29 protein-coding genes, 1 pseudogene and 1 riboswitch are annotated in these 24,697 nt (G+C 41.8%); of the genes and pseudogenes, 22 read left to right on the top strand and 8 right to left on the bottom strand.

The window, feature by feature from the left end; all coding sequences use genetic code 11:
- The first annotated feature begins 73 nt into the window (after positions 1-73).
- The 3 genes from ODU45_RS05590 to ODU45_RS05580 all read left to right on the top strand — a co-directional run bounded on the left by ODU45_RS05590 (position 74) and on the right by ODU45_RS05580 (position 2,179).
- Positions 74-619, top strand: a complete 546-nt coding sequence (locus ODU45_RS05590) for a tRNA (cytidine(34)-2'-O)-methyltransferase (protein WP_136670854.1) — start codon at positions 74-76, stop codon at positions 617-619.
- A 49-nt stretch (positions 620-668) separates the two neighbouring features.
- Positions 669-884, top strand: a riboswitch (FMN riboswitch).
- A gap of 59 nt (positions 885-943) precedes the next feature.
- The gene (locus tag ODU45_RS05585) at positions 944-1,501 is read left to right on the top strand and encodes an ECF transporter S component (protein ID WP_024384582.1); all 558 of its coding nucleotides are present in this window, start codon (positions 944-946) and stop codon (positions 1,499-1,501) included.
- A gap of 24 nt (positions 1,502-1,525) precedes the next feature.
- Positions 1,526-2,179, top strand: coding sequence for a phosphatase PAP2 family protein (locus ODU45_RS05580; RefSeq protein ID WP_136670853.1), 654 nt, complete (start codon positions 1,526-1,528; stop codon positions 2,177-2,179).
- A gap of 193 nt (positions 2,180-2,372) precedes the next feature.
- On the opposite strand, the gene ODU45_RS05575 is transcribed toward ODU45_RS05580, so the two are convergent.
- The 4 genes from ODU45_RS05575 to ODU45_RS05560 form a co-directional block, all read right to left on the bottom strand.
- A complete protein-coding gene (locus ODU45_RS05575) occupies positions 2,373-4,172 on the bottom strand; it encodes an acyltransferase family protein (protein WP_398580928.1) in 1,800 nt (599 codons plus the stop codon).
- The gene (locus tag ODU45_RS05570; protein ID WP_012027608.1) at positions 4,162-4,584 is read right to left on the bottom strand and encodes a membrane protein; all 423 of its coding nucleotides are present in this window, start codon (positions 4,582-4,584) and stop codon (positions 4,162-4,164) included. The genes ODU45_RS05575 and ODU45_RS05570 overlap by 11 nt, the downstream gene beginning before the upstream one ends.
- A gap of 131 nt (positions 4,585-4,715) precedes the next feature.
- On the bottom strand, positions 4,716-5,150 hold the full coding sequence (locus ODU45_RS05565) for a low molecular weight protein-tyrosine-phosphatase (RefSeq protein ID WP_105179393.1): 435 nt from the start codon (positions 5,148-5,150) through the stop codon (positions 4,716-4,718).
- A 169-nt stretch (positions 5,151-5,319) separates the two neighbouring features.
- Positions 5,320-5,532 carry a CsbD family protein gene (locus tag ODU45_RS05560; RefSeq protein ID WP_024384586.1) on the bottom strand — a complete coding sequence of 71 codons (213 nt, stop codon included), beginning with the start codon at positions 5,530-5,532 and terminating at the stop codon, positions 5,320-5,322.
- Positions 5,533-5,736: 204 nt separating this feature from the next.
- Between ODU45_RS05560 and ODU45_RS05555 the strand changes: the two genes are divergently transcribed.
- The 15 genes from ODU45_RS05555 (at position 5,737) to ODU45_RS05485 (ending at position 16,375) form a co-directional block, all read left to right on the top strand.
- Positions 5,737-6,255, top strand: a complete 519-nt coding sequence (locus ODU45_RS05555) for a DNA starvation/stationary phase protection protein (protein ID WP_024385928.1) — start codon at positions 5,737-5,739, stop codon at positions 6,253-6,255.
- Positions 6,256-6,568: 313 nt separating this feature from the next.
- Positions 6,569-6,751: a hypothetical protein gene (locus ODU45_RS05550; RefSeq protein ID WP_105105994.1), complete on the top strand. Its 183-nt coding sequence runs from the start codon at positions 6,569-6,571 to the stop codon at positions 6,749-6,751.
- On the top strand, positions 6,748-7,626 hold the full coding sequence (locus ODU45_RS05545; protein ID WP_398580927.1) for an ABC transporter ATP-binding protein: 879 nt from the start codon (positions 6,748-6,750) through the stop codon (positions 7,624-7,626). Before ODU45_RS05550 ends, ODU45_RS05545 begins: the two co-directional genes overlap by 4 nt.
- The gene (locus tag ODU45_RS05540; protein ID WP_398580926.1) at positions 7,623-8,354 is read left to right on the top strand and encodes an ABC transporter permease; all 732 of its coding nucleotides are present in this window, start codon (positions 7,623-7,625) and stop codon (positions 8,352-8,354) included. The genes ODU45_RS05545 and ODU45_RS05540 overlap by 4 nt, the downstream gene beginning before the upstream one ends.
- 8 nt (positions 8,355-8,362) lie before the next feature.
- Positions 8,363-9,457 (top strand): sensor histidine kinase, encoded by a 1,095-nt coding sequence (locus ODU45_RS05535; protein WP_398580925.1) that lies wholly within the window; start codon positions 8,363-8,365, stop codon positions 9,455-9,457.
- Complete coding sequence (locus tag ODU45_RS05530; RefSeq protein WP_105139618.1) at positions 9,454-10,053, top strand: response regulator transcription factor; 600 nt, start codon at positions 9,454-9,456, stop codon at positions 10,051-10,053. Before ODU45_RS05535 ends, ODU45_RS05530 begins: the two co-directional genes overlap by 4 nt.
- A 104-nt stretch (positions 10,054-10,157) precedes the next feature.
- Complete coding sequence (locus ODU45_RS05525; RefSeq protein WP_004194736.1) at positions 10,158-10,376, top strand: YqgQ family protein; 219 nt, start codon at positions 10,158-10,160, stop codon at positions 10,374-10,376.
- Complete coding sequence (locus ODU45_RS05520; protein ID WP_004194735.1) at positions 10,376-10,762, top strand: rhodanese-like domain-containing protein; 387 nt, start codon at positions 10,376-10,378, stop codon at positions 10,760-10,762. The genes ODU45_RS05525 and ODU45_RS05520 overlap by 1 nt, the downstream gene beginning before the upstream one ends.
- A 56-nt stretch (positions 10,763-10,818) precedes the next feature.
- A complete protein-coding gene (locus tag ODU45_RS05515; RefSeq protein WP_398580924.1) occupies positions 10,819-11,541 on the top strand; it encodes a serine protease in 723 nt (240 codons plus the stop codon).
- Positions 11,542-11,847: 306 nt separating this feature from the next.
- On the top strand, positions 11,848-12,387 hold the full coding sequence (rsmD, locus tag ODU45_RS05510; RefSeq protein ID WP_014638485.1) for a 16S rRNA (guanine(966)-N(2))-methyltransferase RsmD: 540 nt from the start codon (positions 11,848-11,850) through the stop codon (positions 12,385-12,387).
- The gene (coaD, locus tag ODU45_RS05505) at positions 12,377-12,865 is read left to right on the top strand and encodes a pantetheine-phosphate adenylyltransferase (protein ID WP_398580923.1); all 489 of its coding nucleotides are present in this window, start codon (positions 12,377-12,379) and stop codon (positions 12,863-12,865) included. Before rsmD ends, coaD begins: the two co-directional genes overlap by 11 nt.
- The gene (locus ODU45_RS05500; RefSeq protein WP_105139621.1) at positions 12,852-13,901 is read left to right on the top strand and encodes a SepM family pheromone-processing serine protease; all 1,050 of its coding nucleotides are present in this window, start codon (positions 12,852-12,854) and stop codon (positions 13,899-13,901) included. The genes coaD and ODU45_RS05500 overlap by 14 nt, the downstream gene beginning before the upstream one ends.
- 187 nt (positions 13,902-14,088) lie before the next feature.
- Positions 14,089-14,730, top strand: a complete 642-nt coding sequence (locus ODU45_RS05495; protein ID WP_136671522.1) for a YutD-like domain-containing protein — start codon at positions 14,089-14,091, stop codon at positions 14,728-14,730.
- An 8-nt stretch (positions 14,731-14,738) separates the two neighbouring features.
- Positions 14,739-15,851: a 23S rRNA (adenine(2503)-C(2))-methyltransferase RlmN gene (gene rlmN, locus ODU45_RS05490; RefSeq protein WP_012028433.1), complete on the top strand. Its 1,113-nt coding sequence runs from the start codon at positions 14,739-14,741 to the stop codon at positions 15,849-15,851.
- Entirely contained in the window at positions 15,848-16,375 is a 528-nt protein-coding gene (locus ODU45_RS05485) for a VanZ family protein (RefSeq protein WP_024388286.1), read from the top strand. The genes rlmN and ODU45_RS05485 overlap by 4 nt, the downstream gene beginning before the upstream one ends.
- A 1,030-nt stretch (positions 16,376-17,405) precedes the next feature.
- Here the strand turns inward: ODU45_RS05485 and nadE are convergent.
- From nadE to ODU45_RS05470, 3 genes are all read right to left on the bottom strand, one after another.
- Positions 17,406-18,230, bottom strand: coding sequence for an ammonia-dependent NAD(+) synthetase (gene nadE, locus ODU45_RS05480; RefSeq protein WP_024382384.1), 825 nt, complete (start codon positions 18,228-18,230; stop codon positions 17,406-17,408).
- A gap of 12 nt (positions 18,231-18,242) precedes the next feature.
- A complete protein-coding gene (locus ODU45_RS05475; RefSeq protein WP_398580922.1) occupies positions 18,243-19,703 on the bottom strand; it encodes a nicotinate phosphoribosyltransferase in 1,461 nt (486 codons plus the stop codon).
- 107 nt (positions 19,704-19,810) lie between these two features.
- Entirely contained in the window at positions 19,811-20,455 is a 645-nt protein-coding gene (locus tag ODU45_RS05470; RefSeq protein WP_398580921.1) for a prepilin peptidase, read from the bottom strand.
- Positions 20,456-20,577: 122 nt separating this feature from the next.
- Here ODU45_RS05470 and ODU45_RS05465 point away from each other — a divergent pair, with 122 nt between their 5' ends.
- A complete protein-coding gene (locus ODU45_RS05465) occupies positions 20,578-21,132 on the top strand; it encodes a class I SAM-dependent methyltransferase (RefSeq protein ID WP_398580920.1) in 555 nt (184 codons plus the stop codon).
- A 15-nt stretch (positions 21,133-21,147) separates the two neighbouring features.
- Here ODU45_RS05465 and ODU45_RS05460 read toward each other — a convergent pair whose 3' ends face one another.
- Positions 21,148-21,927: an ABC transporter ATP-binding protein gene (locus ODU45_RS05460; protein WP_398580919.1), complete on the bottom strand. Its 780-nt coding sequence runs from the start codon at positions 21,925-21,927 to the stop codon at positions 21,148-21,150.
- Positions 21,928-22,059: 132 nt separating this feature from the next.
- Between ODU45_RS05460 and ODU45_RS05455 the strand changes: the two genes are divergently transcribed.
- The 3 genes and pseudogenes from ODU45_RS05455 to ODU45_RS05445 form a co-directional block, all read left to right on the top strand.
- Positions 22,060-23,397, top strand: coding sequence for a hemolysin family protein (locus ODU45_RS05455; RefSeq protein ID WP_029171497.1), 1,338 nt, complete (start codon positions 22,060-22,062; stop codon positions 23,395-23,397).
- Positions 23,398-23,517: 120 nt separating this feature from the next.
- Entirely contained in the window at positions 23,518-24,309 is a 792-nt protein-coding gene (pflA, locus tag ODU45_RS05450) for a pyruvate formate-lyase-activating protein (RefSeq protein ID WP_024401711.1), read from the top strand.
- A gap of 192 nt (positions 24,310-24,501) precedes the next feature.
- A pseudogene (locus ODU45_RS05445) lies at positions 24,502-24,697 on the top strand (IS5/IS1182 family transposase); the annotation flags it as partial.

Below are 24,697 nucleotides of genomic sequence, written 5' to 3'. Positions count from 1 at the left end.
TGAAGCTGACATGGTTTGGATTTGATTTTCGAAGGGTATTCGTATTTAGTGAAATGTCACCAGAGAGGTCCTTATGAATATTGAAACATTAGAGTATATAGAAGAAACAGCCAAAAACCACATTGTCTTATTTGAACCACAGATTCCACAGAATACAGGCAATATTGCTCGAACTTGTGCTGCAACCAATAGTCCTCTCCATATCATTAAGCCTATGGGATTTCCAATTGATGACCGTAAGATGAAACGTGCAGGACTAGATTATTGGGATAAGTTAGATGTTCGCTTCTATGACAATTTAGCAGAATTCATGGATTATGCCAGCAAACAAGGACGTGTTCACTTAGTATCTAAATTTGCTGATAAAACCTATTCGGATGAAGACTATAATGATGGGAACGTTCATTATTTCTTATTTGGCCGTGAAGATAAGGGCTTGCCAGAAGATTTTATGCGTGAACATCCAGAGAAGGCTATCCGTATTCCAATGAATGATAAGCATGTGCGTAGTCTTAATGTCTCTAATACAGCGTGTATGATTGTATATGAGGCTCTTCGGCAGCAACAGTTCGCTGGTCTAGATTTGGTTCACACCTATGATGGGGACAAGTTAAAATAGTGAAAACTTACCAAGCTCTTGCAAATGCAAGGCTTTTTTGGTATGATGAAATAGTCTTCAGGGCAGGGTGAAATTCCCGACCGGCAGTGTAAAACGTGGCTATCTTATTTTAAGACTAGGCAGCGAATCGAAGACCATACTGAATGTATGTCGAGATGAGCTAACGCAGTATTAGAACAAAATAGACCGTTGGTAGTCTGCGAGCGAAAGCTGATGTGGTGCAATTCCACAACCGACAGTAAAGTCTGGATGGGAGAAGACGAAGTGGAGGCTTTTTGCCTGCTCTTCCACGCTTCTTCAATTTTCAAAAATTGGAGGAACCTTATGACAAACACACGCAAAATGACGATTATCGCCATTCTCTCAGCAGTATCCTTTCTGCTCATGTATTTGAAATTTCCGCTGATTCCAACAGCCAGTTTCCTGGAAGTGGATTTTTCTCTCGTACCGATTTTATTTGGTCTGCTTATTCTAGATATGAAGTCTAGTTTTGCTATCCTTTTGGTACGAACTTTTCTCAAACTGATTTTAAATAATCAGGGACCATCGACAATTATTGGTTTACCGATGAATATTGCAGCTATGTCAGTTTTCATTTTAGCAGTAGCTTATTTCTGGAAAAATGACCAAGCGATAAAAAATTATTTAAAAGCAGCCTCTGTTGCGACAATTGGTTCGACAGCAGTGATGCTGGTATTAAATTACGTTTATGCGGTGCCTGTCTATGCAGCCTTTGCAAACTTTGATATTAAAGAAATCTTGGGTCTGACTAACTATCTTTTGATGATGGTACTTCCTTTTAATCTTTTACAAGGGATTGTGCTTTCAGCAATATTTTATATCTGTTACAAAGCAGCCCAACCTATTTTAAAGAAAGTTTAACCTTTATAAGGTAAACTATATTGTATGAAGAATAAACAAATCCATTTACGAAACGCATCTTTTTTTGCTCTGGCCTTTGTGATATTGGGCTATGTAGTAAAATTTTATCCTATTACCCTAGCAGGTTTTGACTCGACTGTCCAGTCTGCCATTCGTGGAAATTTACCAAGTGGAGCCAGTCAATTTTGGACCTCTATTACTGTTTTAGGAAATACGGTTATTATTTTAGCTATTACCTTGATTTTAGCTGCTATCTTTTACTACTATAAAAAATGGAAGATAGAAGCTTATTTCCTACTTGCTAGTTTTGCGGCGATGGGTGTGGCATCCACAGCCCTGAAATATGTCTACCAACGTCCGCGTCCAAGTATTGAATGGTTGATTGATACCATCGGTTATTCATTTCCTAGCTGGCATACTGCATCAGCTATGATGATTGCAGGAGCAGTTGTTATTATTATTCACCAGAGGATGAAGAAAGGCATAGCTAGACTTGTGCTACAAGCTGTGTTGATTCTACTTGCTGTCCTGGTAGCTGTATCCCGTATCTATATTGGGGTTCACTATCCGACAGATATTATCGGCGGTTGGCTACTTGCCGTCACTCTTTTACAAATGATGTATCCATTTTACGATCAGAAACGCTTTGAATGGCGTTTCCAAAGTAAGCAAAAATAGTCAATTTGACACCAACTCCTACTGTAAAAGGTAGGAGTTTTAATTTGTCATCCTTTGTAGAAGTGCCTTATTTCGCAAGATTTATTGAGACTGAGCTTAGGCACAGCGCCATTTCTTAGAGTTCGCACTGGACTTATCGGAAAATAGTGCAAAAATCCTCCGAGAAATTCTCAGAGGATGATGATGTATAAATCTAGTTTTTGATTGGGCCATCAGCAACGGCTTCGACAGCATTTTTTATCGTTTGGGCGAAGACTTCGCCTCCATTACTTTCAAGATTGAAATGAACAAGGTCGGTATTGTACCAAATTGGTGGATTATCCTTTGCAACTTGATACCAGTCTGCAATGGAAATGTAATCATATTTTTCAGCCAATTCTTTCTCGTATTGACCTGTTTGATAGGAAATGGATTCGCTTGGAGTGAAGTTTCCATCGTAAGGAGTGACAAAAATAAGGCGACGTCCTTTAGGAAAATCTTTGACTAGTTGGTCTAGTAGTTCCTGATAATTATCCGTAGTATTTGTACCTAGGGCTACAACTACAGTCTCTTTCAAACTATTATTTTGCTGATAAAGATTTATCAATTTAGCAATTTCAGAGAGATTTCGACTGACAGTTCCATCAATCTGTGCATCTGGTAGCGCGGTCTGTATGGCAGAACTTGCGCGAACAGTAACAGAATCGCCAAAGATGATAACTCCTTTTTGAATTTCAAAACTAGTAGCTTTAGCATTTTCAGCAGCAGATCGTGTTGTATTTAGTTGGGTCTGAGCTTGATAAAGATTGCTAACCATGCTCTCTTGTTCAAAACTTCCTAATTTTGGTGCAAACAGACAGATACCTAAGCCAATTATGGTCAAGCAAGCAAAGCTGCTAAGAAGCCATTTTTTATAGGGTTTCAAGTCCATTGGTAATCCAAACAAACTTCCTACTTTACCAGCAATATATGGTTCTAGAATATAGAAGGAAATAGTTGATAGGATAGTAGAAAAAACAAAGGATAATCCCGCAGCGATAGAGGCATTTGTCAGTTGTGTAAAGATAATGAGCAAGGGCCAATGGAAGAGGTAGATACCATAAGAAATACTTGCAAAGAAGAGGATAATTGCAGGTTCTTTGACATCTTCGGTTTTCTCGTGGAGTACCCGAGCAGCAAAAATCATAGTTGCTGTAGCTAAACTGGATAGAAGAAAACCAATTAGATAGGTCCAGATGGAACTGAATTGAAGAGTAAAGAGAAGAAGAAGTTCTACTCCTAGTCCTCCAAGAAACAGACCAATAGCTTGTTTGATACTCAATGTATTCACTTGTTGCTGGAAGGCAGTTGTTGTATTTCCGATACCAGCGATGGTTGCGAGAACGCTTCCGAGGAAGAATGGGAAGGTATGTGTGAAGCTCGAGTAATAAATGGTTGAGAAATTATTCACAAAGAAACTTGAGATAGACATTGCTAAAAAACTTAGCGAGAAGAGGCTTATAGATGTTAGAAAAATTGATCCACGTAGTTGGCCCACACTTTTTGAGATGCGAGTCAGATACCAAACCAAACCAGCCCAGACAAGGTAATACTGAACTTCTATAGCCAGGGTCCAAGTATGCACAAATAGATGAGGTGAAAATTGATTCTCGTAACTACCACCAGATAGAATTTCAAAGAAGTTTGTCATGAATCCGAGCGCAGCGGCTATCTGATTGCCGATATTGGCAATGAAATCATTGCGGACAAGCAGAGCAAGTGGAAGAACCAAAAGAATCGTTAAAACCAGAGGGGGGAGAATCCGATAGAACCTTCTTCTGAAAAAGCTGACAAGATCTAATTTTTTATGTTTTGCAAACTCATCAATCAAAAGGGCGGTTGTCAAATATCCAGATAGGGTAAAGAAGAGGTCAACCCCTACAAAGCCACCTGGGAAATATTTGATAAAGAAATGATAGAGTAGGACAAAGACTAATCCAATCACACGTATAACGGATAACCATTTAATTTTCATATTGATAAATCCCCTGTTTAAAAGTTCCTTCGTAGGTAGCTTGTCCTTCGGTGGTCAATTTTCCTTTTCCATCGGCATAGCCGTTTTTAAATTGCCCGGTATAAACCCACCCACTTGCAGATGTGTAGGTTCCTTGACCGTGGAAAATTCCATTTGTAAATTGTCCTTCGTAGACATCTCCATTATCAAAGGTCAATTTTCCTTGACCATTCATTTTATTTGCAACCACATAACCGTTGTACTGCAGGGCGCCATTATTGAAAGTCATGGCTTGCTTGCTGGCAATTCGTCCTGTAAATACAGAGAGGGCACAGATGAGGATGATAATAAGGGAGAGGATTTCAAGTTTTGGACGGGTGAAATGACTTGTTATATCATGCCATTTTATACTAGGTAATTTGAACTCTTTCATCGTTTTACTCTTTCATAGGATTTGACCGACGCTAATCAGTTCTTTCTAGGATACAGTAAGAAATTATCAGTTCAGTCAGAAATAGTTTACCATTTTTTTACAAATATTACAAAAATATTACATAAAAAATCTTATTCTTGGTCAAATGCCTGTAACCTGTCCAACCAGTCTTGGCAACCTTTCTTTACCATGTCGTAGGTTTCGTCAAAATCTCCAGTATACCAAGGGTCTGGTACGGATTTTTCTGCGAATTGAAAAATCTTATTTTGGGCATGTGCTGGTGCCATTTTCTGTAAATCTCGGACATTATTGCTGTCCATACCAATGATGACATCAAATGCTTCGAAATCTGCCTGGCTCATTTGCTGTGATGATTTATTTTGGTCATAGGGAATATTGTGCTTTTGGAAAATTTTCTGAGTTCCAGGGTAGATAGGATTACCATGTTCCCAGTTTGAAGTAGCACGGCTTTCAATATGAAATTGATTTGTCAAATCTTTCATGACAAATTCAGCCATAGGGCTACGACAAATATTTCCAAGACAGACAAAAACGATTTTTTTCATAGATTCTCCTTTCGTGGCATAAGAAAAGAGAGGGCAGACTCGACAGGTAAATGTCTGAGTTCCCCTCTCTTGCATATTTTTGTTCGGGTTACAGGTAAAAGACCAAATTGAGTGTAATGTTCATTATCAAACAGTGCACGAGCAATCCTACCTATATTGAACTCTTTGTTTATTTCTCTTCTTTGTCGAAAGCATTTTTGATGCCGTTAATGGCACCTTCAATCCCATCTTTTGCATCTTCGACTAGCTCTTTTGCTTTGCCAATTCCTTTCTCAACAAGTCCTTCAACTTCGATTTCCTTGTCGCCGGTCAGCTTACCAATTACCTCTTTTGCAGAGCCAGATAGCTGTTCTAGTTTTGCGTCAAATTTTTCTTCTGACATAAAATCCCTCCTTGATATACACATATGGGGGTGATGATTTTCTAAAAAGAAAATCACATACTATTCTTACTTACTAGTCTAACGTATATAAGTTAATATAGCAAGGGATTTGTTTGTCAATAGGTCAGAGGAGGATGAGGGATAATTCTTGCAATTTTTCCTTCTTTTATTTATAATTATTATAAATAAAAGAAAGGGTGATATATGATGAAACAAAAATATTATCAATCTCCAGCAGAAATTGCGTCTTTCAGCCCGCGTCCATCACTGGCTGATTCTAAGGCTGTTTTGAATCAAGCGGTGGCCGATCTATCAGTAGCCCATTCTATCCTCCATCAAGTTCATTGGTATATGCGTGGTCGTGGCTTTATGATTTGGCATCCAAAGATGGATGAATATATGGAAGAAATTGATGGCTATTTGGATGAGATGAGTGAGCGTTTAATCACCTTAGGTGGGGCACCATTTTCTACCCTTAAAGAGTTTAGTGAAAATAGTCAGCTCAAGGAAGTTCCTGGTGATTACAATGTAACGATTGAAGAGCAATTGGCGCGTGTGGTAGAGGTGTTCCGCTATCTGGCTGCTCTTTTCCAAAAGGGATTTGATGTCAGTGATGAAGAAGGTGACAGCGTAACCAACGACATTTTCAATGTGGCTAAGGCTAGTATTGAAAAACATATTTGGATGCTGCAGGCAGAACTTGGTCAAGCGCCTAAGTTGTAAATAGTTGAAGGGTCCACAGTAGGACTCTTTTTTGCTGCATTATTTAATACTCTTTGAAAATCAACATTATCCGTTGTCAAGAGCCTTGATGAGTGAAAAGCTCCGGTGGAGCTTTTCAGCCTGTTACCTTGAAACAAGATAGTAACAGAGTTCTATCTTCAACTTCGTTTCCTAGGCTACTTTTGATTTTCATTGAGTATAATATGACATTTGTCACATAAGTCCATGACAAAGGCTTCTGGTAGGGGTGTGGGTGATAAGTTATACTGAGTGTGTAAAAGAAATTCAGTCAGTAATTAGTAAGGAGAATGGTATGAAATCATTTGTTCAAACAGGTATATCTTATTTCACTATAGCCTTTGTGTTTCTCTATGCTTCCTGCATTTTGTTTGGTCAAGGATTAGAAGTAATGACCTACTTGGCTTTGTCCTTGCCAGCAAGTATAATTATCGGGATTGTTGGAGCGGTGATATGTCAGAAAGGAGAGCAAGGATGATTCAAGTCAATCAGTTAGAAAAAATCATCAAAGGACGGACCATTTTATCGGATATTTCCTTTGAGATACAGTCTGGGGAATGTGTGGCCTTGATTGGTCCCAACGGGGCTGGGAAGACAACTCTCATGTCCTGTTTGTTGGGCGATAGAAAGGTGACGAAAGGGCAGGTATTGTTGGACGGTCTGGCTCCGCAGGCTCGGTCCAATAAAGAAACAGTGGCAGTCTTGCCACAAGAAAATGCTATTCCAACGGACTTGAAGGTCAGGGAATTGCTCCGCTTTTTCCAAGCTATCTACAAGGATAGTCTGACAGATGTGGAAATCGACAGCCTGCTCCGCTTTTCCCCAGAGCAAAAAAATCAGCTGGCGGGCAAGCTATCAGGTGGTCAGAAGCGGCTCTTGGCCTTTGTCATCTGCTTGATTGGCAAGCCTAAGTTGCTCTTTTTGGACGAGCCGACGGCGGGCATGGATACGTCGACCCGTCAGCGTTTTTGGGAGATTGTCCATGACTTGAAGGAAAAGGGTGTGACCATTTTTTATACCAGCCATTATATCGAGGAAGTGGAGCATACGGCGGAGCGGATTTTGGTCTTGCACCAGGGTAGGCTCTTGCGGGATACGACGCCGTTTGCCATGCGGAGTGAGGAGCAGGAAAAAGAAGTAGCACTGCCAATCCACTTTGCGACAGTGGTGGAGGCTTTGGACGCAATTGATAACATCAGCTATAAGCAGGACACGGTCAGCTTCAAGACCCGTGCCATTGAGCAGGTTTGGGCTTGTTTGCAGGAAGCAGGCTGTCGGATTTCAGACTTAGAGGTGCAGAACAAAACCCTGCTCAACAGCCTATTTGACAAGACAAGGGAGGAAGAATCATGAAAGCATTGGTGAAAGTAGAAGCTGTCAAATTATCTAGAAGTTTGGGAGTTTTTCTCCTGTCAATCGGGATGCCTCTTATCTTTTTCCTGATTTTTTCATCAACGGTCCAGTTTGATGATACAGCCACGCAAAAGGCCTTTATCCAGTCCTATATGCTGACTATGACAGGTTTTTCCATGTCGGGCTTTGCCCTCTTTACCTTTCCTATGATGCTGGCTGAGGATCGAAACAATAGCTGGTTGACCTTTATCCAGCATTCGCCCCTGCCAATCTGGCAATACTATCTTTCCAAACTCGTGCGGGTCTTGCTCTGCTTTGTGTCTTCCATTGCCATTGTCTTTGCGGTCGGAGGCTTGCTCAAGGGAGTTGAGATGACAGCTCAAGAATGGGTGATTTCGGCTCTCTTACTTTTAGTAACTTCTATCGTATTTCTAGCCATTGGCTTGCTTTTGGTGCAAATCCAGTCGGAACAAACCATGTCGGTGGTGGCCAACTTGCTCTACTTTGTTCTGGCTATCATGGGTGGCTCTTGGATGCCTGTCTCCCTCTTTCCTGACTGGGTACAGCGAATTTGCAAACTTATGCCCAGCTACCATGTCAATCAGCTGGTAACCACCTATGCCCAAGAGGGAGTTTTTCTCTGGAAATCCTTGCTAATTGTCCTAGGATATGCCATAATTTTCTTAGGAATTGCTCTGGCTATTCATAGAAAATCTGAACAGCAGTGAGGTGACCCATGATTTTTGAAAAAAGAAAGATACCACTCATGTTCTTCGTGGGCATGGTCTTTCTCTATTTTCCACTTTATTACGCCCAGTATAGTCCAAATCCGACGGCGGTTATTCTAGCAACCATTCTCTTTGCCATGGTCTATTGTTCTCTCTTTTACACCGACCACAAGCTCTATTCCATGCTGGCTTGGTTTTACCTGATTGGCTATATCGCCGTCATGAGTTTTTGGGGCAATCTGCAATTTTCCCTCTTCATCTTTAACCTGTCCAATATGTTGGGCTGGTATTATAAAGAGAATCGACCGACCTATCGGACGGTGTCCTACGGGCTTTTGTTGCTGGCTATTATCCTATGGGCTCTCTTTGGCCCTGTCCCCTTTGAGATGAGAGCCTTTGCACTTGTTATCCACTTTTTCGGCTTGGCCTTGCTGATTTTCAGTTGGATTGAAACCAAGCGGGAAGCCCTTCAGCAACGCCTACAGGAGCAGAATGCTTCCATCAATCTCCTGCTGGCTGAGAATGAACGCAACCGTATCGGTCAGGATTTGCACGACACCCTGGGGCATGTCTTTGCCATGCTGTCTGTCAAGGCCGAGCTGGTCCAGACCCTTTTGGACCACGACCAGATAGATCAGGCCAAGAAGGAAGTGCAGGAGCTCCAGACCTTAGCCAAGGACTCCATGCAGGATGTCCGCCAGATTGTCCAGTCCCTCAAGCAGCATACCGTGGCAGAGGAACTCCAGATTTTGCAGCAGATGTTGGATTTAGCAGGAGTGGATTTGGTCGTTTTGGGTGGGGAAATAGCAGAGCAGCTCAGCTTGCCTGTCCAGAACAAACTGGCCATGGTGCTGAGAGAGTTGGCCAATAACCTGCTCAAACATAGCCGGGCTAGTAAGTGCCGTTTGATATTTGAAGAAGACCAGCAAGAATTAGTCTTGCACTACGAAGACAATGGTGTGGGCTTTGCCCAGTTAACCGGTCAAGAATTGCATACCATAAAGGATAGACTGGTAACGGTGCAGGGGAGTTTGGAATTTCTTTCTCTGGCACAGCCTACCCGCCTGTCCATACGAATTCTGCTTGAGGAGGTGGTAGAATGAGAATCTTAGTCGCAGAAGACCAGGCCATGCTGCGGGACGCCCTCTGTCAGCTCTTGGCCTTTCAAGATGCGGTTGAGGCTGTTTTACAGGCAGAAAACGGCAGTCAGGCCCTTTCTCTTTTGGAAAAAGAGCAAGTAGATGTGGTACTGCTAGACATTGAAATGCCTGAGAAGACAGGGCTGGATGTCTTGGAATGGGTACGAGCGAAATCCTTGCCCGTCAAGGTTGTCATCATGACTACCTTCAAGCGACCAGGCTATTTTGAGCGGGCGGTCAAGGCAGATGTGGATGCCTACGTGCTCAAAGAACGCTCCATTTCGGACCTTATGCGGACCATTGAAACGGTCTTGGCGGGGCGGAAGGAGTACTCGCCAGAGTTGATGGACATTCTCCTGACCCAACGTAGTCCCTTGACGGACCAGGAAAGTCAGCTGCTCAAGCTGGTTGCTGACGGCTTGTCCAATAAGGAAATTGCCAGCCAGCTCTATCTGTCTGACGGGACGGTCCGCAACTACATGACCACTATCTTGGCCAAGCTTGGTGCTGAAAACCGCACGGCTGCTGTTAAGGTGGCACAGGAAAAGGGTTGGTTATGAAATTATAGAGGATTGGTGGTATTTCCAATCCTTTTTAAGCATTTCATAAATTCCAACTGATTTTTTATATTGAAAAACACCTAAAATTCTGCTACAATTTTTTTATGAAAAGACTTTATGATGTGCAACAATTACTCAAACGGTTTGGTATAATTGTCTATATGGGCAACCGTCTCTACGATATTGAAATGATGCAGATAGAATTAAATAGAATCTATCAGGCAGGTGTCTTAGATCGGTTGGAATATATGGAAGCAGAGCTTGTTTTGAGGCGTGAACATCGTTTGGAATTAGAGTATCAGAAATCAAGGGAGAATGAGTGATGGAAACATTTTGGGTATTTTTAGTATTTTTGGCAGTATTGGGAGCCTGGATGGGTTTTAATTACTGGAGATTGCGCCGTGCGGCGACGGTGATTGATAATGCAGAATTTGCAGAAAAGATACACGGAGGTCAGTTGATTGACCTGCGAGACCCGAGTGAGTTTAATCGTAAGCATATCTTAGGTGCGAGAAATATTCCTTACCAGCAATTACGCCAGTCTACAGCTGCTTTGCGTAAGGACAGACCTGTCTTAATCTATGAGAATGATCGTGGTCAGTTGGTAACGCCTGCAGCCCTTCATCTGAAGAAACAGGGCTTTAACGAAATCTATATTTTAAGCTATGGTCTAAATGGATGGAATGGTAAGGTAAAAACGACTAAGTAACATTGTCAGTAGGCTAGAGTATTTTCTTATGCAATAAGACGGATAAGGGCAAAAATATGGAAAAGAAATTTGAAAAGTTGTCATTGGCAGAAATTAGCATTATTTCTTTTATGGGACTTATTTTATTGATTAGCTTAGGCGCTAGTTGGTATAAAAATGCTCAAAGCGAAACAAGTGATACAAAGACAGTACAGCAAGTGCCCAATCAGAAAAAAACGGTTGATACAGTATTTCAGGATGCTGAGAATGCTGTCATTGTATTGGAAGGAACACATACTGAAGAGAAACTTGCAGAGGCACAATCTGCAGTAAACAAGGTTACGGATGCGACTAAAAAAGCAGCATTACAGAAACGGATTGACCAAGTAAAAGAGCAAGTAGGACAGCAGACAGATGCTCAAACACAGGCTAAGCTAAAAGCGGAGTTGGTCAGGGCGGAAGCAGCCCAAAAAGTAGCTGATGAGAAAAAAATATCTGAAACAGGGACCAGTCAGTCAACGGACCTTGCTGAAGCTAGTGAGACCTCACAAGAATCTTATGTAGTACCTAATCAAAATATATATGGAAACCAAAGTGTGACTTCAACAAGCCAGTATACAGGCAGCGTGGCGTCAACTAGTACAAGCACTTCAGTCCCTCCGACTAGTGAAGGAGCACCTGTGGTAGAAACTCCAACAGTTTCTGAAGCCCCGGCGGAAACGACAGATTCAACAACTAGCCTGGTTGAGTCAGTGGAAACAGTTCCAACAGCTGACGAGAGTTCACCAGATAATCCGTAGGCTTTTTTGCTACTGGTTCTTTATGGTGTATTAGCATACTGGAAAAATAGCTATTTGTATTTCAACACTAATTTTTTCTTGTAACGATCTAGTTTAAATACATACGATAAGAGTGAGGAATTTCGCGTAAAACAGAATTTCCTTGCTTTTTATTTTTATCATTTTGTTGAATAGCGCGAGAATGATTTCCTGCTATAGCGGTTGAGAGTGTATTTGGTAGAAGGTTGAAAAAGTTGGTGCAAAAAGGAAAGCAGGAAGTGCACTTGGTTTCAGCAACGAGCTTCATTTTTTGCTATAATATACCTTATGAGAATTGTATCGGGAAGCTATGGTGGAAGACCACTGAAAACGTTAGATGGAAAAACAACCAGACCGACATCGGATAAGGTCCGTGGAGCCATGTTCAATATGATTGGTCCCTATTTTGAGGGTGGTAGAGTTCTTGACTTGTACGCCGGCAGTGGTGGTTTATCTATCGAGGCTATATCTCGTGGCATGGAGTCAGCAGTTCTGGTTGAGCGAGATCGACGAGCACAAGCCATTATCCGTGAAAATATTGCAATGACTAAGGAAGCAGATAAATTTCAGCTTCTAGCAATGGAAGCTAGACAGGCTTTGAACAGTGTGGAAGGTCCTTTCGACCTGGTATTCTTGGACCCTCCTTATGCAGAGCAGGAAATTGAAGATGTGATAACAGAACTTTGTCGCCGTGACTTACTAGCAGATGATGTTATGGTAGTCTGCGAAACGGATAAGGCGGTCTCTCTTCCGGAAGAAATAGCAGAGCTGGGGATATGGAAAGAGAAACTCTACGGAATTAGTAAGGTAACAGTATATGTCAGATAAGATTGGATTATTTACGGGCTCATTTGACCCCATTACCAATGGACACTTGGACTTAATTGAACGAGCGAGTGGACTATTTACTAAATTATATGTGGGAGTTTTTACCAATCCTAAAAAGGCAGGACTCTTGACGGGCTTGGAGAGAAAAGCCATTTTGGAGAAGCTTTTTGTAGGAATGGAGAATATCGAGGTCGTTCTGTCTGAAAATGAATTGGTAGTCGATGTAGCTAAGCGCTATGGAGTAACACATTTGGTCCGAGGATTGCGTAATGCGACCGATTTGGAATACGAGTCAAGTTTTGATTTTTACAATCGTCAGTTGGCGCCAGATTTGGAAACCATTTATTTAATCGCCAAGCCAGAGCTTAAGTTCGTATCATCCAGCCAGGTTCGAGAATTGCTGTATTTCAAACAGGACATAGGCCCTTATGTTCCAGAAATTGTTAGTGAGGAGATTAGAAAGAATGAAGAAAAATAGGAAGTTAACCTTAATTGCATCTATTGTTTTAGGAACTCTTTTGATTTGGTTTGCCGTTTTTGTTCGTCTGCCTTATTATCTGGAAAGTCCAGGTGGAGCTGCCGATATTCGTCAGGTACTAACGGTGAACAATCAAATAGACCAAGAGGGTGGCTCTTACAACTTCACCTATGTATCAGTCCAACAAGCTACAGCTTTACAACTATTCGCTGCTCAGTTTGATCCTTATACGACAGTTCGTTCCTCTGAAGAGATGACAGGAGGGGCCGACAACGAAGAGTATTTCCGTATAGCACGGTTTTACATGGAGACTTCGCAAAATATGGCGAAGTATCAAGGATTGACCTTGGCAGGAAAAGAAGTCAATCTTGATTTCTTTGGTGTCTATGTGCTTGCCTTGACGGATGATTCAACCTTTAAAAAAGTCCTTAATATTGCAGATACCGTTGTGAGTGTTAATGGAAAAACATTTGAGTCTTCTCCTGATTTGATTAAATATGTGAGTGGCTTGGAGGTTGGAAGTGATGTAACAGTTGGTTATATTAGCGCTGGTCAGGAGAAATCTGCGGACGGTAAGATTATCAAATTGTCTAATGGCAAAAACGGAATAGGCATCACTCTCGTAGACCATACAGAGGTTCAAAGTTCGGTTCCGATTGATTTCCAAACGGGAGATATTGGTGGTCCAAGTGCTGGTCTGATGTTTACACTTGCCATCTATACTCAACTCGCAGAGCCTGACTTACGTGGTGGTCGGATTATTGCTGGTACGGGGACTATCGAGCAGGATGGAAAAGTAGGTGACATTGGTGGTGCTGATAAGAAGGTTATTTCGGCAGCTAAGTCAGGTGCAAGTATCTTTTTTGTACCAAACAATCCAGTTGATGTAGAAGTTTTGAAGAAAAACCCAAAGGCTAAAACGAACTATGAAGAAGCTAAGGAAGCCGCGGAGAAAGCAGGATTAGATATTGAGGTAGTTCCTGTGAAAACTGTTCAAGAGGCTATTGATTATTTGAAGAAAACAAAGGGCGAGTAAATCGTCCTTTTTTGTTAGAGAATAATATTATAATTGTCAGAAATTTCTCCGAAATAGTAAAGTAGAAGAATTTCCAGATAAATCGTGTTATAATGATAAGGTTAAGTGTGAGAATTTAGATTCTGACCAGATAGATTATTAATCAAATGATTTTTACGTATGAAGATTTTATAAGATAGGAGGACAAATGAAAAAACAAATTTCACCTGAAATGTATAACTATAATAAATACCCTGGTCCGAGTTTTGCTCGTGTCGGAGATAAGGTTGTATCTGAAAATATTGAATTGGACCTTTTGGAAGATTACAAGAATGCTTTTGACCAGACAATTTTTGGTCAACGTTTTTCACAACTCATGCTCAAATTTGATTATATCGTGGGAGACTGGGGCAATGAGCAGCTGAGATTAAGGGGATTTTATACAGACGATAAAAATGTTAAATCAGACTTAAAAATCAGCCGCTTGGATGACTATTTGACGGAGTATTGTAATTTTGGTTGTGCTTATTTCGTCTTAGCCAATCCGAATCCACAAGACTTGCCTGCTGAGGAGGAGGACAGACCGCGTCGCAAGCGGAGTCGATCACGCAATCGCAACAGAAATCAACAGCGGACGGAGCCTATTGCGCCAAAAGAAAACAAAAATAATCGCAATGACCGTCAGAAAAAAGGGAAGCAGCAAAACAAACAGTCGGAACAGCGTCATTTTACTATGAAGAATGCTGGTGTTAAGGCGAGTCAAACGGAGCGTTCTCAAAAACGTGAGCGTAAGCAGAGCAAGCGTGAGATGAATGAAGTGAAGCGTAACTTTGTTATCCGCCAGAAATAGGGAGAAATATGAAACCATCAATTTATGCATTTAGTCAAGCCAATCTGGTTGATTGGATTTTAGAAAACGGAGAGAAGAAGTTCCGTGCCACTCAAATTTGGGAATGGCTTTACCGTTCTCGTGTTCAATCCTTTGCGGAAATGACCAACTTGCCAAAATCTTTGATTGAAAAGTTGGAAGAACATTTTGTAGTTAACCCGCTCAAACAACGGATTGTACAGGAGTCTAAGGACGGCACTATCAAATACCTCTTTGAACTGCCAGATGGCATGTTGATTGAGACAGTTCTTATGCACCAGCACTATGGTCTTTCTGTCTGTGTAACGACACAAGTTGGCTGTAATATCGGCTGTACATTCTGTGCATCTGGATTGATTCCTAAGCAACGTGACTTGACTAGCGGTGAGATTGTGGCTCAGATTATGTTGGTACAAAAGTACTTGGATGAGCGCAATCAGAATGAGCGTGTTAGCCATATCGTTGTGATGGGGATTGGTGAGCCGCTTGATAACTACGATAATGTTATGACCTTCTTGCGAGTGGTTAATGACGACAAGGGCTTGGCAATTGGTGCCCGTCACATCACTGTTTCGACGTCAGGTTTAGCACCTAAAATTCGTGAGTTTGCACGTGAAGGAGTCCAAGTTAATTTGGCAGTATCTCTACATGCGCCAAATAATGACCTTCGTTCGAGCATTATGCGGATTAACCGCAAATTCCCTATAGAAGTTCTTTTTGAAGCAATCGAAGACTATATCAAAGTGACCAACCGCCGTGTGACTTTTGAGTATATTATGCTCAATGAGGTCAACGATGGAGTGGAACAGGCACAGGAATTGGCTGACTTGACCAAGAACATCCGTAAATTGTCTTATATCAACCTGATTCCTTATAACCCAGTTAGTGAACATGACCAGTACAGTCGTTCAACCAAGGAACGTACTCTTGCTTTCTTTGATGTTTTGAAGAAAAATGGTGTTAACTGTGTCGTTCGTCAGGAACATGGTACAGATATTGATGCTGCCTGTGGTCAATTGCGCTCCAATACGCTCAAGAAAGACCGTGAAAAAGCACGTGCTCGTATTGCAGCCGCAAAAGCAAAGGCAGGTATTCGAGCATGAGAACATTCTTCCAAGCAGATGGAAACTTGACCAAGCTAGGAAGACAGATTTGTAAGACCTTAGCTGGAGCCTATGCTCTGGCTATTGTTTTACTTTGTTTTCTACCTCAGACTTGGTACCCTCAGTATAAGGATTTCTCGACCCCAGGAATTATTCAAATCGGCCGTCTCTATCTTTTACCAACGCCTTTCAACAGCATCGTCAACGGGGACAAGGTAGATAGTTTGGCGGACCTAGGATGGATTTTCTTGCAAAACATCACTAACATTTTTCTACTTTTCCCTCTGATTTTTCTTCTTTTGTTTCTTAGGGAAGAATGGCGGAGCCTTCGAGCGGTGATTCGTTATAGTTTTTGTATCAGTCTTTTTATTGAATGCACACAATTACTACTGGATTTGCTGATTGATGCCCAGCGCGTCTTTGAAATCGATGATTTATGGACCAATACAATGGGGGGAATACTAGCCTATTTTACCTATTCATTGATAAAGAGAGGGATAATCCTTTCCAAACAGGAGTCTTAGAACCTATCGTCACAGGTTCAGAATGTCCATCTAAGGCTATTGTTTAAGTTACACATCGTTATTTTTTTGAAATACAGTCAGTATTCCCTTAAAAATAACCTTGACTAGTTAAAACTATCTTTGATATGGGAGTGGGAAAGACATTTAGGTTCGGCTTCTATGGTCACTTTCTAGTTTTAAGGTGACCAGCTGAAACAGTTCCTCGAACTGTTTCACTCCACTGGACTGTTAAACCCAATCAACCACTGTGCTGAGATGTTGACACTAACTTTGAGAAGTGGTGCTGGGCTTGAGCCTAGCCTCGTGAGTACAGTTTTTTAGAAAGTCACTTAAGCAGAGTGGCTTTTTGTTAGTTTTTAATGGATTCAGGCAATGGAGACTGAATTTTCAAATTGTTTAGAAAATTTCTAAAAATTACTTGACCATTTCGATTTTGTAACGTATAATTACAAGTAATCAGAAAAAGTAATAAACACTTTGTCTTTAGAGAGTCTATGGTTGGTGTGAATAGATGATAGAGGTTTATGAAATGGGCTGATACCAAACAAGCATTCGTATCCGTTTTATGGATTGTCTGGTTTAGTAAAGCGAGTTTGGTTCGATGAATTCGAAACAATGAGAGTTCGGTCCGCACCCCTTATCGTGCGCCTCCTTGTTAGAGGAGAAAAAGTTATGGACTTTTCTAGTCGAGTCCATAGTGAGGTGGCACCGTGTCCATTGACGCCCACGCAGGATGTTTTTTCCTGCTTGGGCTTTTTTTCATTATGGTTTGAAGCTATAATAAAAAACAAAACCCCTGACGGTTCAACTGTCAGGGCTCCATTTTTTATATTCGATGAAAATCAAAATCAGACTAGCTCCAAAGGTTTGGGGAACCTTTGGAGGTTGGAGATAGAGCGAACCTAGTTCGTATCGATATGATGTAGATAGAACACTGTTCCTTTTATATTTCAAGGGAACAGGCTGAAAACCTCCACAGGAGCTTTTCAGTCATCAAATCAAGTCAACAACGTCTGATTTTCGAAGAGTATTATTTCCAAAAGTCATCAAAAATCGTGATTGGCAGGTGGCGTTTGTGGGCTGTTTTGTTCCACCAGCCTTCGATAATGGTTTGGGCTTGAGGGTCGATGGTTTTACCTTCGAGATAGTCGTCGATTTGGTTATAGGTAACACCGAGTGCGACTTCGTCAGCAAGGCCTGGTTTGTCTTCTTCCAAGTCTGCAGTAGGAACTTTGAGGTAGAGTTTTTCATCTGCCCCCAGTTCAGCTAGAAGCTGTTTTCCTTGGCGTTTATTGAGGCGGAAGAGGGGGAGAATGTCTGCACCGCCGTCGCCGTGCTTGGTAAAGAAACCAGTGATATTTTCAGCGGCATGGTCGGTTCCGATAACCGCCCCCTTGCGTTCCCCAGCGATAGCGTATTGGGCAATCATGCGCATGCGGGCTTTAGCATTTCCCTTATTAAAATCAGACATAGCAAGCCCATTTGCATTGACTGCAGCCACCATGGCATCTGTTGATTCCTTGATGTTGATGGTTAAGCTGACATCTGGTTGAATAAAGGCTAGGGCTGCTTGGGCGTCGGACTCGTCAGCTTGCACGCCGTAAGGGAGGCGGATAGCGATAAATTGGTAGGAGTCGTCACCTGTTTCCGCCCGCATTTCTTCCATAGTCAGCTGAGCCAAACGACCAGCCAAGGTCGAATCTTGTCCACCAGAAATCCCTAAGACATAGGTTTTCAAAAATGGGTGTTTTTTCAGGTAGTCTTTGAGAAAGTCGATGGAGCGACGGATTTCTTCTTTGGGGTCAATGCTTGGCTTGACACCTAATTCTTTGATGATTGTTTCCTGTAGGGTCATAACATACCTTTCTTAGATGGATTTGGTCTGAGTTTGTTTGCGAATACGATTGATGAGGTTCATCTTATTATCCCAAACATCTTGTGCCAAGTCGACTGGATAGAGCTGTGGGTTGAGTACACGTTTGTATTCATCCCAGAGCCTATCAAATTCTTGATTGGCATAGGTTTGAATTTCCGCTAGGCTTGGAAGTTTATAGACCTGTTTTCCTTTTTCGAAAATAGGAACTAGGAGAGGACGTGCATCAAAGTTCTCGATGGTTTTATTGATGTAGGTGTAAGTTGGATGGAACATATAGATACTATCCATCTGTGTGACATCAGTGTCCGCAAAGGTGATGTAGTCCCCTTCTGATTTTCCTTTTTCTTTGGAGGTGATGCGCCAAACCTGTTTCTTACCAGGAGTGGAGACTTTTTCCGCATTAGAAGACAGCTTGATGGTGTCACGCATATTTCCATCTTCATCTTCGATGGATACAATCTTGTAGACAGCGCCCAAGGCAGGTTGGTCGTAGGCGGTGATGAGTTTGGTACCAACTCCCCAGACATCAATTTTTGCCTTTTGCATTTTGAGGTTGAGGATGGTATTTTCATCCAGGTCATTAGATGCGTAAATCTTCGCATCTGTAAAACCTGCATCATCTAATTGCTGACGAACTTTCTTGGAAATATAGGCCATATCGCCTGAATCAATCCGAACCCCTTTGAAGTTAATCTTATCTCCCATTTCCTTGGCAACCTTGATGGCTGCTGGAACACCAATACGAAGCGTATCATAGGTATCAACGAGGAAGACACAGTCATGATGGGTTTCAGCGTAGGCTTTGAAAGCCTTGTAATCATCTCCGTATGTTTGAACCAAGGCGTGGGCATGGGTACCAGCGACAGGGATACCGAAGATTTTGCCAGCTCGAACATTGGAAGTCGCAGATGCTCCACCAATAAAGGCTGCCCGTGTACCCCAGATAGCAGCATCCATTTCTTGGGCACGGCGAGTGCCAAATTCCATCAAGGGCTCATCTTCAATGACGGCCTTGATACGGCGAGCTTTTGTAGCAATCAGGGTTTGGTAGTTGACGATGTTTAAGAGGGCAGTTTCGATTAGTTGGCATTGTGCCAATGGTCCTTCGATTTGAAGAATGGGTTCGTTAGCATAGACCAGGTCGCCCTCCTTAGCCGAACGGACAGTGAGCGTCATTTCCAATTGGGACAAGTAATCAAGGAAATCCTGCGGATACCCCAGTTCTGTCAGATAGTCAATGTCTGTCTGGCTAAAGCTGAGATTGTTGAGGTAGTTTACAACGCGTTCCAAACCGGCAAATACAGCGTAGCCATTTTTAAAAGGTTGTGAACGGAAATAGACTTCAAATACAGCGTGTTTATTGTGGATGTTTTGGTCAAAATAGACCTGCATCATGTTGATTTGATAAAGGTCGGTATGCAGGGTTAAACTGTCATCCTTAAATAGTGTCATAACGTTTCTCCTTTTGCCTTCCGATCAAGAAGGCACTCCAATTATTTTGATGGAGTTGAACTCTAATATGCCTTCTATTATAACAAAAAAATCGAGAAAAACTCGATTTAGATGCACAGAATGATAGGAATACTTGAAAGAAAAAGGAGTGGTACGTAGGGAATAGACTTGGGTTTGAAAATAGTGAAGACAAGAAGCCCTAGGAGGGAACTAATTTGGATAATCCAGAGGAGTTCTGTAAATCCACATATTAAGGCCAAACTTGCCAGATAGAGAAAGTCACCAGAACCAATATTGAATTGCCATTTTTCAGTCAGATAGGCTAAGAGTAAAAAGCCACAGAAAAGCCAGTTGAGCTGGGAGAGTACCAGAGCTATAAAAGTAAAAACGAGCCAGACAGCAAAAGGATATTCCTGATGCTTGATGTCGTAAATGGTTAAAACTAGCCCTGCTAAGCTGAGAATGGTTTCGGTTAGGTTTAGGACTTGAAAATGGCAGAGCAGGACAACTAGACCAGCTAAGAATTCCAATCCTAGATACCAATAAGGTATCTTCGCCTTGCAGTAACGGCATTTGGATTTTGTCGAAAGTTGGGATAGGATTGGAATTAGGTCCCAAGCCTTGAGCCGTCGCTTGCAGGCATTGCAGTGACTAGAGGGGGAGATAATGGACTGTTTAGGGAAACGGTCGATGACCAATCCCAAGAAGGAGCCGATAGAAGCTCCAAGGAAAAATAGGATAATTGTCTTCATACCTATTTATTCGCAAATGGGTGGAGGAAAATGAGATATTTTTTTAAATTTTTTTGAAGATAGAAAATATGCTATACTAAGTGTGATACATTTTATGAAAATAGAGTACATTAGGAGAGAAAATGCTTAGACCTTTACACATGGCCCATGCCTTTTTAGATGAGATATTAACAGACCAGGACCTAGCGGTCGATGCGACTATGGGAAATGGCCATGACACGCTATTTTTAGCCCAGCGAGCAGGAAAAGTTGTGGCCTTTGATATTCAGGAACAAGCCCTGACCACAACGGCTGAAAAACTAGAAAAAGCTGGCTTGACCAATGCCCAATTGGTTTTGACAGGACACGAAAACCTAGACCAGTATGTGGAGGAGTGCAAGGCAGCAATTTTCAATCTGGGCTATCTTCCTTCGGCGTATAAGTCAGTCATCACCCTGCCTGCAACCACCCTTCAAGCTATTGAAAAAGTTCTTGACCGACTGGTGGTGGGTGGTCGCCTAGCCATCATGGTTTACTATGGTCACGAGGGTGGAGCTCTTGAGAAGGATGCAGTTTTAGACTTTATCAGCCAGTTAGACCAGACTGTCTTTACAGCCATGCTCTACAAACCACTCAACCAAGTCAATACCCCACCGTTCTTGGTGATGGTGGAACGATTAAAATCCAGCTCAAACTAGGGCTGGATTTGTTTTTTATAATATCGGCTTAATGAACAATCTTCCCTCACCCAAGTCAATCAATTCCACCTGATTGCCATAAAAATCGCTGAGGAGCTCAGGTGTCAGGATGTCTTCTTTGGGTCCTTGAGCCAAGACCATGCCATCTTTGAGCAGGAGGACATGGGTGAAATTATCAGTGATTTCCTCGGCGTGATGGGTGACGTAGATAATGGCAGGAGCCGTTGGGAGTTGGCAGATATGGTCGATGTGATGGAGCAGGCGCTCGCGAGCCAAAAGGTCCAAGCCCACAGTAGCCTCGTCCAAAATCAAAATAGCCGGCTCTTCCATCAAACTGCGGGCGATCAGCAGGAGTTGGCGTTCACCTTGTGACAAACTAGCATAGGTCCGACCAATCAAGTGCTCAGCCTTAATGGTTTTGAGCATGTCTATGGCTTCATCCAATTCAGTTTGACCGTATTCACGGTAGAGTATGGAGGATTTGTACTTTCCAGTCAGAACAATCTGCTCAGCTGTCAAATCGATGGGAAAGCGTTCGGCAAGGAAAGAGCCGACGACCCCAATCTTAGTGCGAAGGCTAGGAATATCTCCCTTGCCAAACTCCACTCCAAGAACTGTCAAGTCACCAGAGGTCTTCCAAAACTCAGCCATTAAAATACGAAGGAGGGTTGACTTTCCAGCCCCATTTAGCCCTAAAATAGCCCAACGCTCTCCCTTCCTAAATTCCCAGTTGATGTCTTCTAAAATAGTTTTACCTTGTCGTTTATAGTGGACATTCTTCATCGAAATAATCATAGTTGTTCTCCTATTCCTTTTGATTATTGTAACATAAACAGACATGAGGGACTATTTATAACAAGAAATATGTTAATTTTTAGAATTTATGGTATAATGGAAATGTTATAAATTTTATTATAGGAGAACATCATGGAAGACCCTGGTAGTCAGACCATCTATTTACAACTGTTAATTTTATTCTTATTGACCCTGTTCAATGCCTTCTTTTCAGCCTCTGAAATGGCGCTTGTTTCTCTAAATCGTTCAAGAGTAGAACAAAAGGCCGCAGACGGTGAGAAGAAATATATTCGCTTGCTTCAAGTTTTAGAAAATCCTAACAATTTTCTATCAACCATTCAGGTTGGTATTACCTTCATCTCCATCCTTTCAGGTGCCAGCTTGGCTAATGATTTGGGAGCTGTATTTGCCAAATGGATGGGGAATTCAACAACAGCGCAAACCGCAGGATACTGGCTTGCACTGGCTATGTTGACTTTCGTTTCAATCGTTCTTGGTGAATTGTACCCTAAGCGGATTGCCATGAATATGAAGGAAAATCTGGCAGTAGTCACTGCACCTGTGATTATTTTCCTTGGAAAAATTGTGAGTCCGTTCGTGTGGTTATTATCAGCTGCAACGAATCTTATCAGCCGTATTACTCCTATGAATTTTGATGATGCGGATGAGCAGATGACACGGGATGAAATTGAATATATTTTGACAAAGAGTGAGAAAACCTTAGATGCCGAAGAAATCGAAATGCTTCAAGGTGTGTTCTCTTTAGATGAGCTGATGGCACGTGAAGTAATGGTTCCCCGTACGGATGCTTTCATGGTGGATATTGAGGATGATACAGCAACCATTATAGCAGCTATCCTCAAGCAGAATTTTTCACGTATCCCTGTTTATGATGGCGATAAGGACAATATCATTGGTCTGATTCATACCAAGAAAATCTTGTCAGAAGCTTTCAGTAATGGCTTTGACAATCTCAACATCCGCCGCATTATGCAGGAGCCTCTCTTCGTTCCAGAAACGATTTTCGTGGATGATTTGTTGACATCATTGAGAAATACCCAAAATCAAATGGCCATCTTGTTAGATGAGTATGGTGGAGTTGCAGGTCTCGTTACCTTGGAAGATTTGCTGGAAGAAATTGTCGGGGAAATCGATGATGAGACCGATAAGACAGAAATTTTTGTCCGAGAAATTGCTGACAACACTTATATCGTTCAAGGAAATATGACCTTAAATGACTTCAATGAGCATTTTGAGATGGAGTTGGAAAGTGATAACGTTGATACGATTGCTGGTTATTATCTGACAGGGGTCGGTACCATTCCGAGCCAAGACGAGAAGGTTTCCTTTGAAGTAGATAGTAAAGATCACCATCTAGTTCTTATTAACGATAAGGTAAAAAATGGTCGCGTAACAAAATTAAAACTCTTGATTACACCACTGGAGAAAGAAGAAACTGATAAGGACTAGGGCAACCTAGTCTTTTAGCTTTCTTCTTAAGGAAGGTGATAGTTATGAAAGAAAGAAAGTAAATGATAGAAGCGTTTTCATTTTTGTGATATACTAGTCTTATAAAATGATGAGGATGAGATGATGACAGAAATTGATTATCGTAAAGTGACAGGTTTGGTTCATTCAACAGAGAGTTTTGGTTCGGTTGATGGCCCAGGGGTACGTTTTGTAGTCTTTATGCAGGGCTGTCACATGCGTTGCCAGTATTGCCATAACCCAGATACTTGGGATCTGGTCAATCCAGCAGCGACTGAGAGAACAGCAGAAGATGTCTTGAATGAAGCCCTGCGTTTTCGTATGTTTTGGGGAAAAGAAGGGGGTATTACCGTTTCAGGTGGTGAAGCAACCATCCAGATTGATTTTTTAATTGCTCTGTTTACCCTTGCAAAAGAAAAAGGGATTCACACTACTTTGGATACCTGTGCGTTGACTTTCCGTAAGACAGAGCGCTACTTGGAAAAATATAGTCAGCTTATGGAAGTAACAGACTTGGTGCTCCTTGATATTAAGGAAATGAATCCTGAGCAACACCGCATTGTGACAGGTCATAGTAACAAGACTATTTTAGAATGTGCTCAATATCTATCAGACATTGGTAAGCCTGTTTGGATTCGTCATGTCCTGGTACCAAATTTGACTGACCGAGATGAGGATTTGATTGAACTTGGTAAGTTTGTTAAAACATTAAAAAATGTCGAACGTTTTGAGGTGTTACCTTATCACAACCTTGGCGAATTTAAGTGGCGTGAGCTGGGCAGACCCTATCCACTAGAGGGGACTAAGCCCCCAACGAAGGCTCGAGTGGAAAATGCAAAGGCATTGATGGAGACAGAAACCTATCAGGAGTACTTGAATAGAATTAAGGGATAATAGTGAAGAGGTCGGAGATTGATGCGAAAAAGATTTAATGTGTTAGGGACAAGTATCATATAATCAAAAAGAGGCTGGGCAAAAACTAGCTTCTCACATATAAAAAACGAGCAATTCCACTTAGGAGTTGCTCGTTTTCCATTTCATGCTTTATAATTATAATAACCACAAAACAACTAGAAAGGCATGAAAATGTATAAACAGTATAACACAAATCAGCTTAGTTTGGAATTAAATATTGCTTGGGACTTACCTGCTACTCATGAGGCTCGTCTGATTAGTCAGTTTGTGGATACTATTCCTTCATCCGTTCTATTGGAAGAAACTTCTCACACAGGTCGTCCAGCCTTTCATCCCGCTATGTTACTTAAAATGACCCTGTTCGCCT

The organism is Streptococcus sp. 2022WUSS135, assembly GCF_044427045.1.
Taxonomy (GTDB): Bacteria; Bacillota; Bacilli; order Lactobacillales; family Streptococcaceae; genus Streptococcus; species Streptococcus hashimotonensis.
This window is presented reverse-complemented; position numbering and strand designations above follow the sequence as displayed.

Excerpts from the sequence above, each read along its gene's own strand:
- ODU45_RS05580 (WP_136670853.1), top strand. The coding sequence starts at position 1,526 with ATGAAGAATAAACAAATCCATTTACGAAACGCATCTTTTTTTGCTCTG.
- ODU45_RS05535 (WP_398580925.1), top strand. The coding sequence starts at position 8,363 with ATGATTTTTGAAAAAAGAAAGATACCACTCATGTTCTTCGTGGGCATG.
- ODU45_RS05560 (WP_024384586.1), bottom strand. The coding sequence starts at position 5,532 with ATGTCAGAAGAAAAATTTGACGCAAAACTAGAACAGCTATCTGGCTCT.
- ODU45_RS05530 (WP_105139618.1), top strand. The coding sequence starts at position 9,454 with ATGAGAATCTTAGTCGCAGAAGACCAGGCCATGCTGCGGGACGCCCTC.
- ODU45_RS05585 (WP_024384582.1), top strand. The coding sequence starts at position 944 with ATGACAAACACACGCAAAATGACGATTATCGCCATTCTCTCAGCAGTA.
- ODU45_RS05475 (WP_398580922.1), bottom strand. The coding sequence starts at position 19,703 with ATGACACTATTTAAGGATGACAGTTTAACCCTGCATACCGACCTTTAT.
- ODU45_RS05550 (WP_105105994.1), top strand. The coding sequence starts at position 6,569 with ATGAAATCATTTGTTCAAACAGGTATATCTTATTTCACTATAGCCTTT.
- ODU45_RS05495 (WP_136671522.1), top strand. The coding sequence starts at position 14,089 with ATGAAAAAACAAATTTCACCTGAAATGTATAACTATAATAAATACCCT.
- rsmD (WP_014638485.1), top strand. The coding sequence starts at position 11,848 with ATGAGAATTGTATCGGGAAGCTATGGTGGAAGACCACTGAAAACGTTA.
- ODU45_RS05470 (WP_398580921.1), bottom strand. The coding sequence starts at position 20,455 with ATGAAGACAATTATCCTATTTTTCCTTGGAGCTTCTATCGGCTCCTTC.
- rlmN (WP_012028433.1), top strand. The coding sequence starts at position 14,739 with ATGAAACCATCAATTTATGCATTTAGTCAAGCCAATCTGGTTGATTGG.
- ODU45_RS05455 (WP_029171497.1), top strand. The coding sequence starts at position 22,060 with ATGGAAGACCCTGGTAGTCAGACCATCTATTTACAACTGTTAATTTTA.
- coaD (WP_398580923.1), top strand. The coding sequence starts at position 12,377 with ATGTCAGATAAGATTGGATTATTTACGGGCTCATTTGACCCCATTACC.
- ODU45_RS05515 (WP_398580924.1), top strand. The coding sequence starts at position 10,819 with ATGGAAAAGAAATTTGAAAAGTTGTCATTGGCAGAAATTAGCATTATT.
- ODU45_RS05565 (WP_105179393.1), bottom strand. The coding sequence starts at position 5,150 with ATGAAAAAAATCGTTTTTGTCTGTCTTGGAAATATTTGTCGTAGCCCT.
- nadE (WP_024382384.1), bottom strand. The coding sequence starts at position 18,230 with ATGACCCTACAGGAAACAATCATCAAAGAATTAGGTGTCAAGCCAAGC.
- ODU45_RS05465 (WP_398580920.1), top strand. The coding sequence starts at position 20,578 with ATGCTTAGACCTTTACACATGGCCCATGCCTTTTTAGATGAGATATTA.
- ODU45_RS05485 (WP_024388286.1), top strand. The coding sequence starts at position 15,848 with ATGAGAACATTCTTCCAAGCAGATGGAAACTTGACCAAGCTAGGAAGA.
- ODU45_RS05545 (WP_398580927.1), top strand. The coding sequence starts at position 6,748 with ATGATTCAAGTCAATCAGTTAGAAAAAATCATCAAAGGACGGACCATT.
- ODU45_RS05590 (WP_136670854.1), top strand. The coding sequence starts at position 74 with ATGAATATTGAAACATTAGAGTATATAGAAGAAACAGCCAAAAACCAC.
- ODU45_RS05460 (WP_398580919.1), bottom strand. The coding sequence starts at position 21,927 with ATGATTATTTCGATGAAGAATGTCCACTATAAACGACAAGGTAAAACT.
- ODU45_RS05570 (WP_012027608.1), bottom strand. The coding sequence starts at position 4,584 with ATGAAAGAGTTCAAATTACCTAGTATAAAATGGCATGATATAACAAGT.
- ODU45_RS05555 (WP_024385928.1), top strand. The coding sequence starts at position 5,737 with ATGATGAAACAAAAATATTATCAATCTCCAGCAGAAATTGCGTCTTTC.
- ODU45_RS05520 (WP_004194735.1), top strand. The coding sequence starts at position 10,376 with ATGGAAACATTTTGGGTATTTTTAGTATTTTTGGCAGTATTGGGAGCC.
- ODU45_RS05525 (WP_004194736.1), top strand. The coding sequence starts at position 10,158 with ATGAAAAGACTTTATGATGTGCAACAATTACTCAAACGGTTTGGTATA.
- pflA (WP_024401711.1), top strand. The coding sequence starts at position 23,518 with ATGATGACAGAAATTGATTATCGTAAAGTGACAGGTTTGGTTCATTCA.
- ODU45_RS05575 (WP_398580928.1), bottom strand. The coding sequence starts at position 4,172 with ATGAAAATTAAATGGTTATCCGTTATACGTGTGATTGGATTAGTCTTT.
- ODU45_RS05500 (WP_105139621.1), top strand. The coding sequence starts at position 12,852 with ATGAAGAAAAATAGGAAGTTAACCTTAATTGCATCTATTGTTTTAGGA.
- ODU45_RS05540 (WP_398580926.1), top strand. The coding sequence starts at position 7,623 with ATGAAAGCATTGGTGAAAGTAGAAGCTGTCAAATTATCTAGAAGTTTG.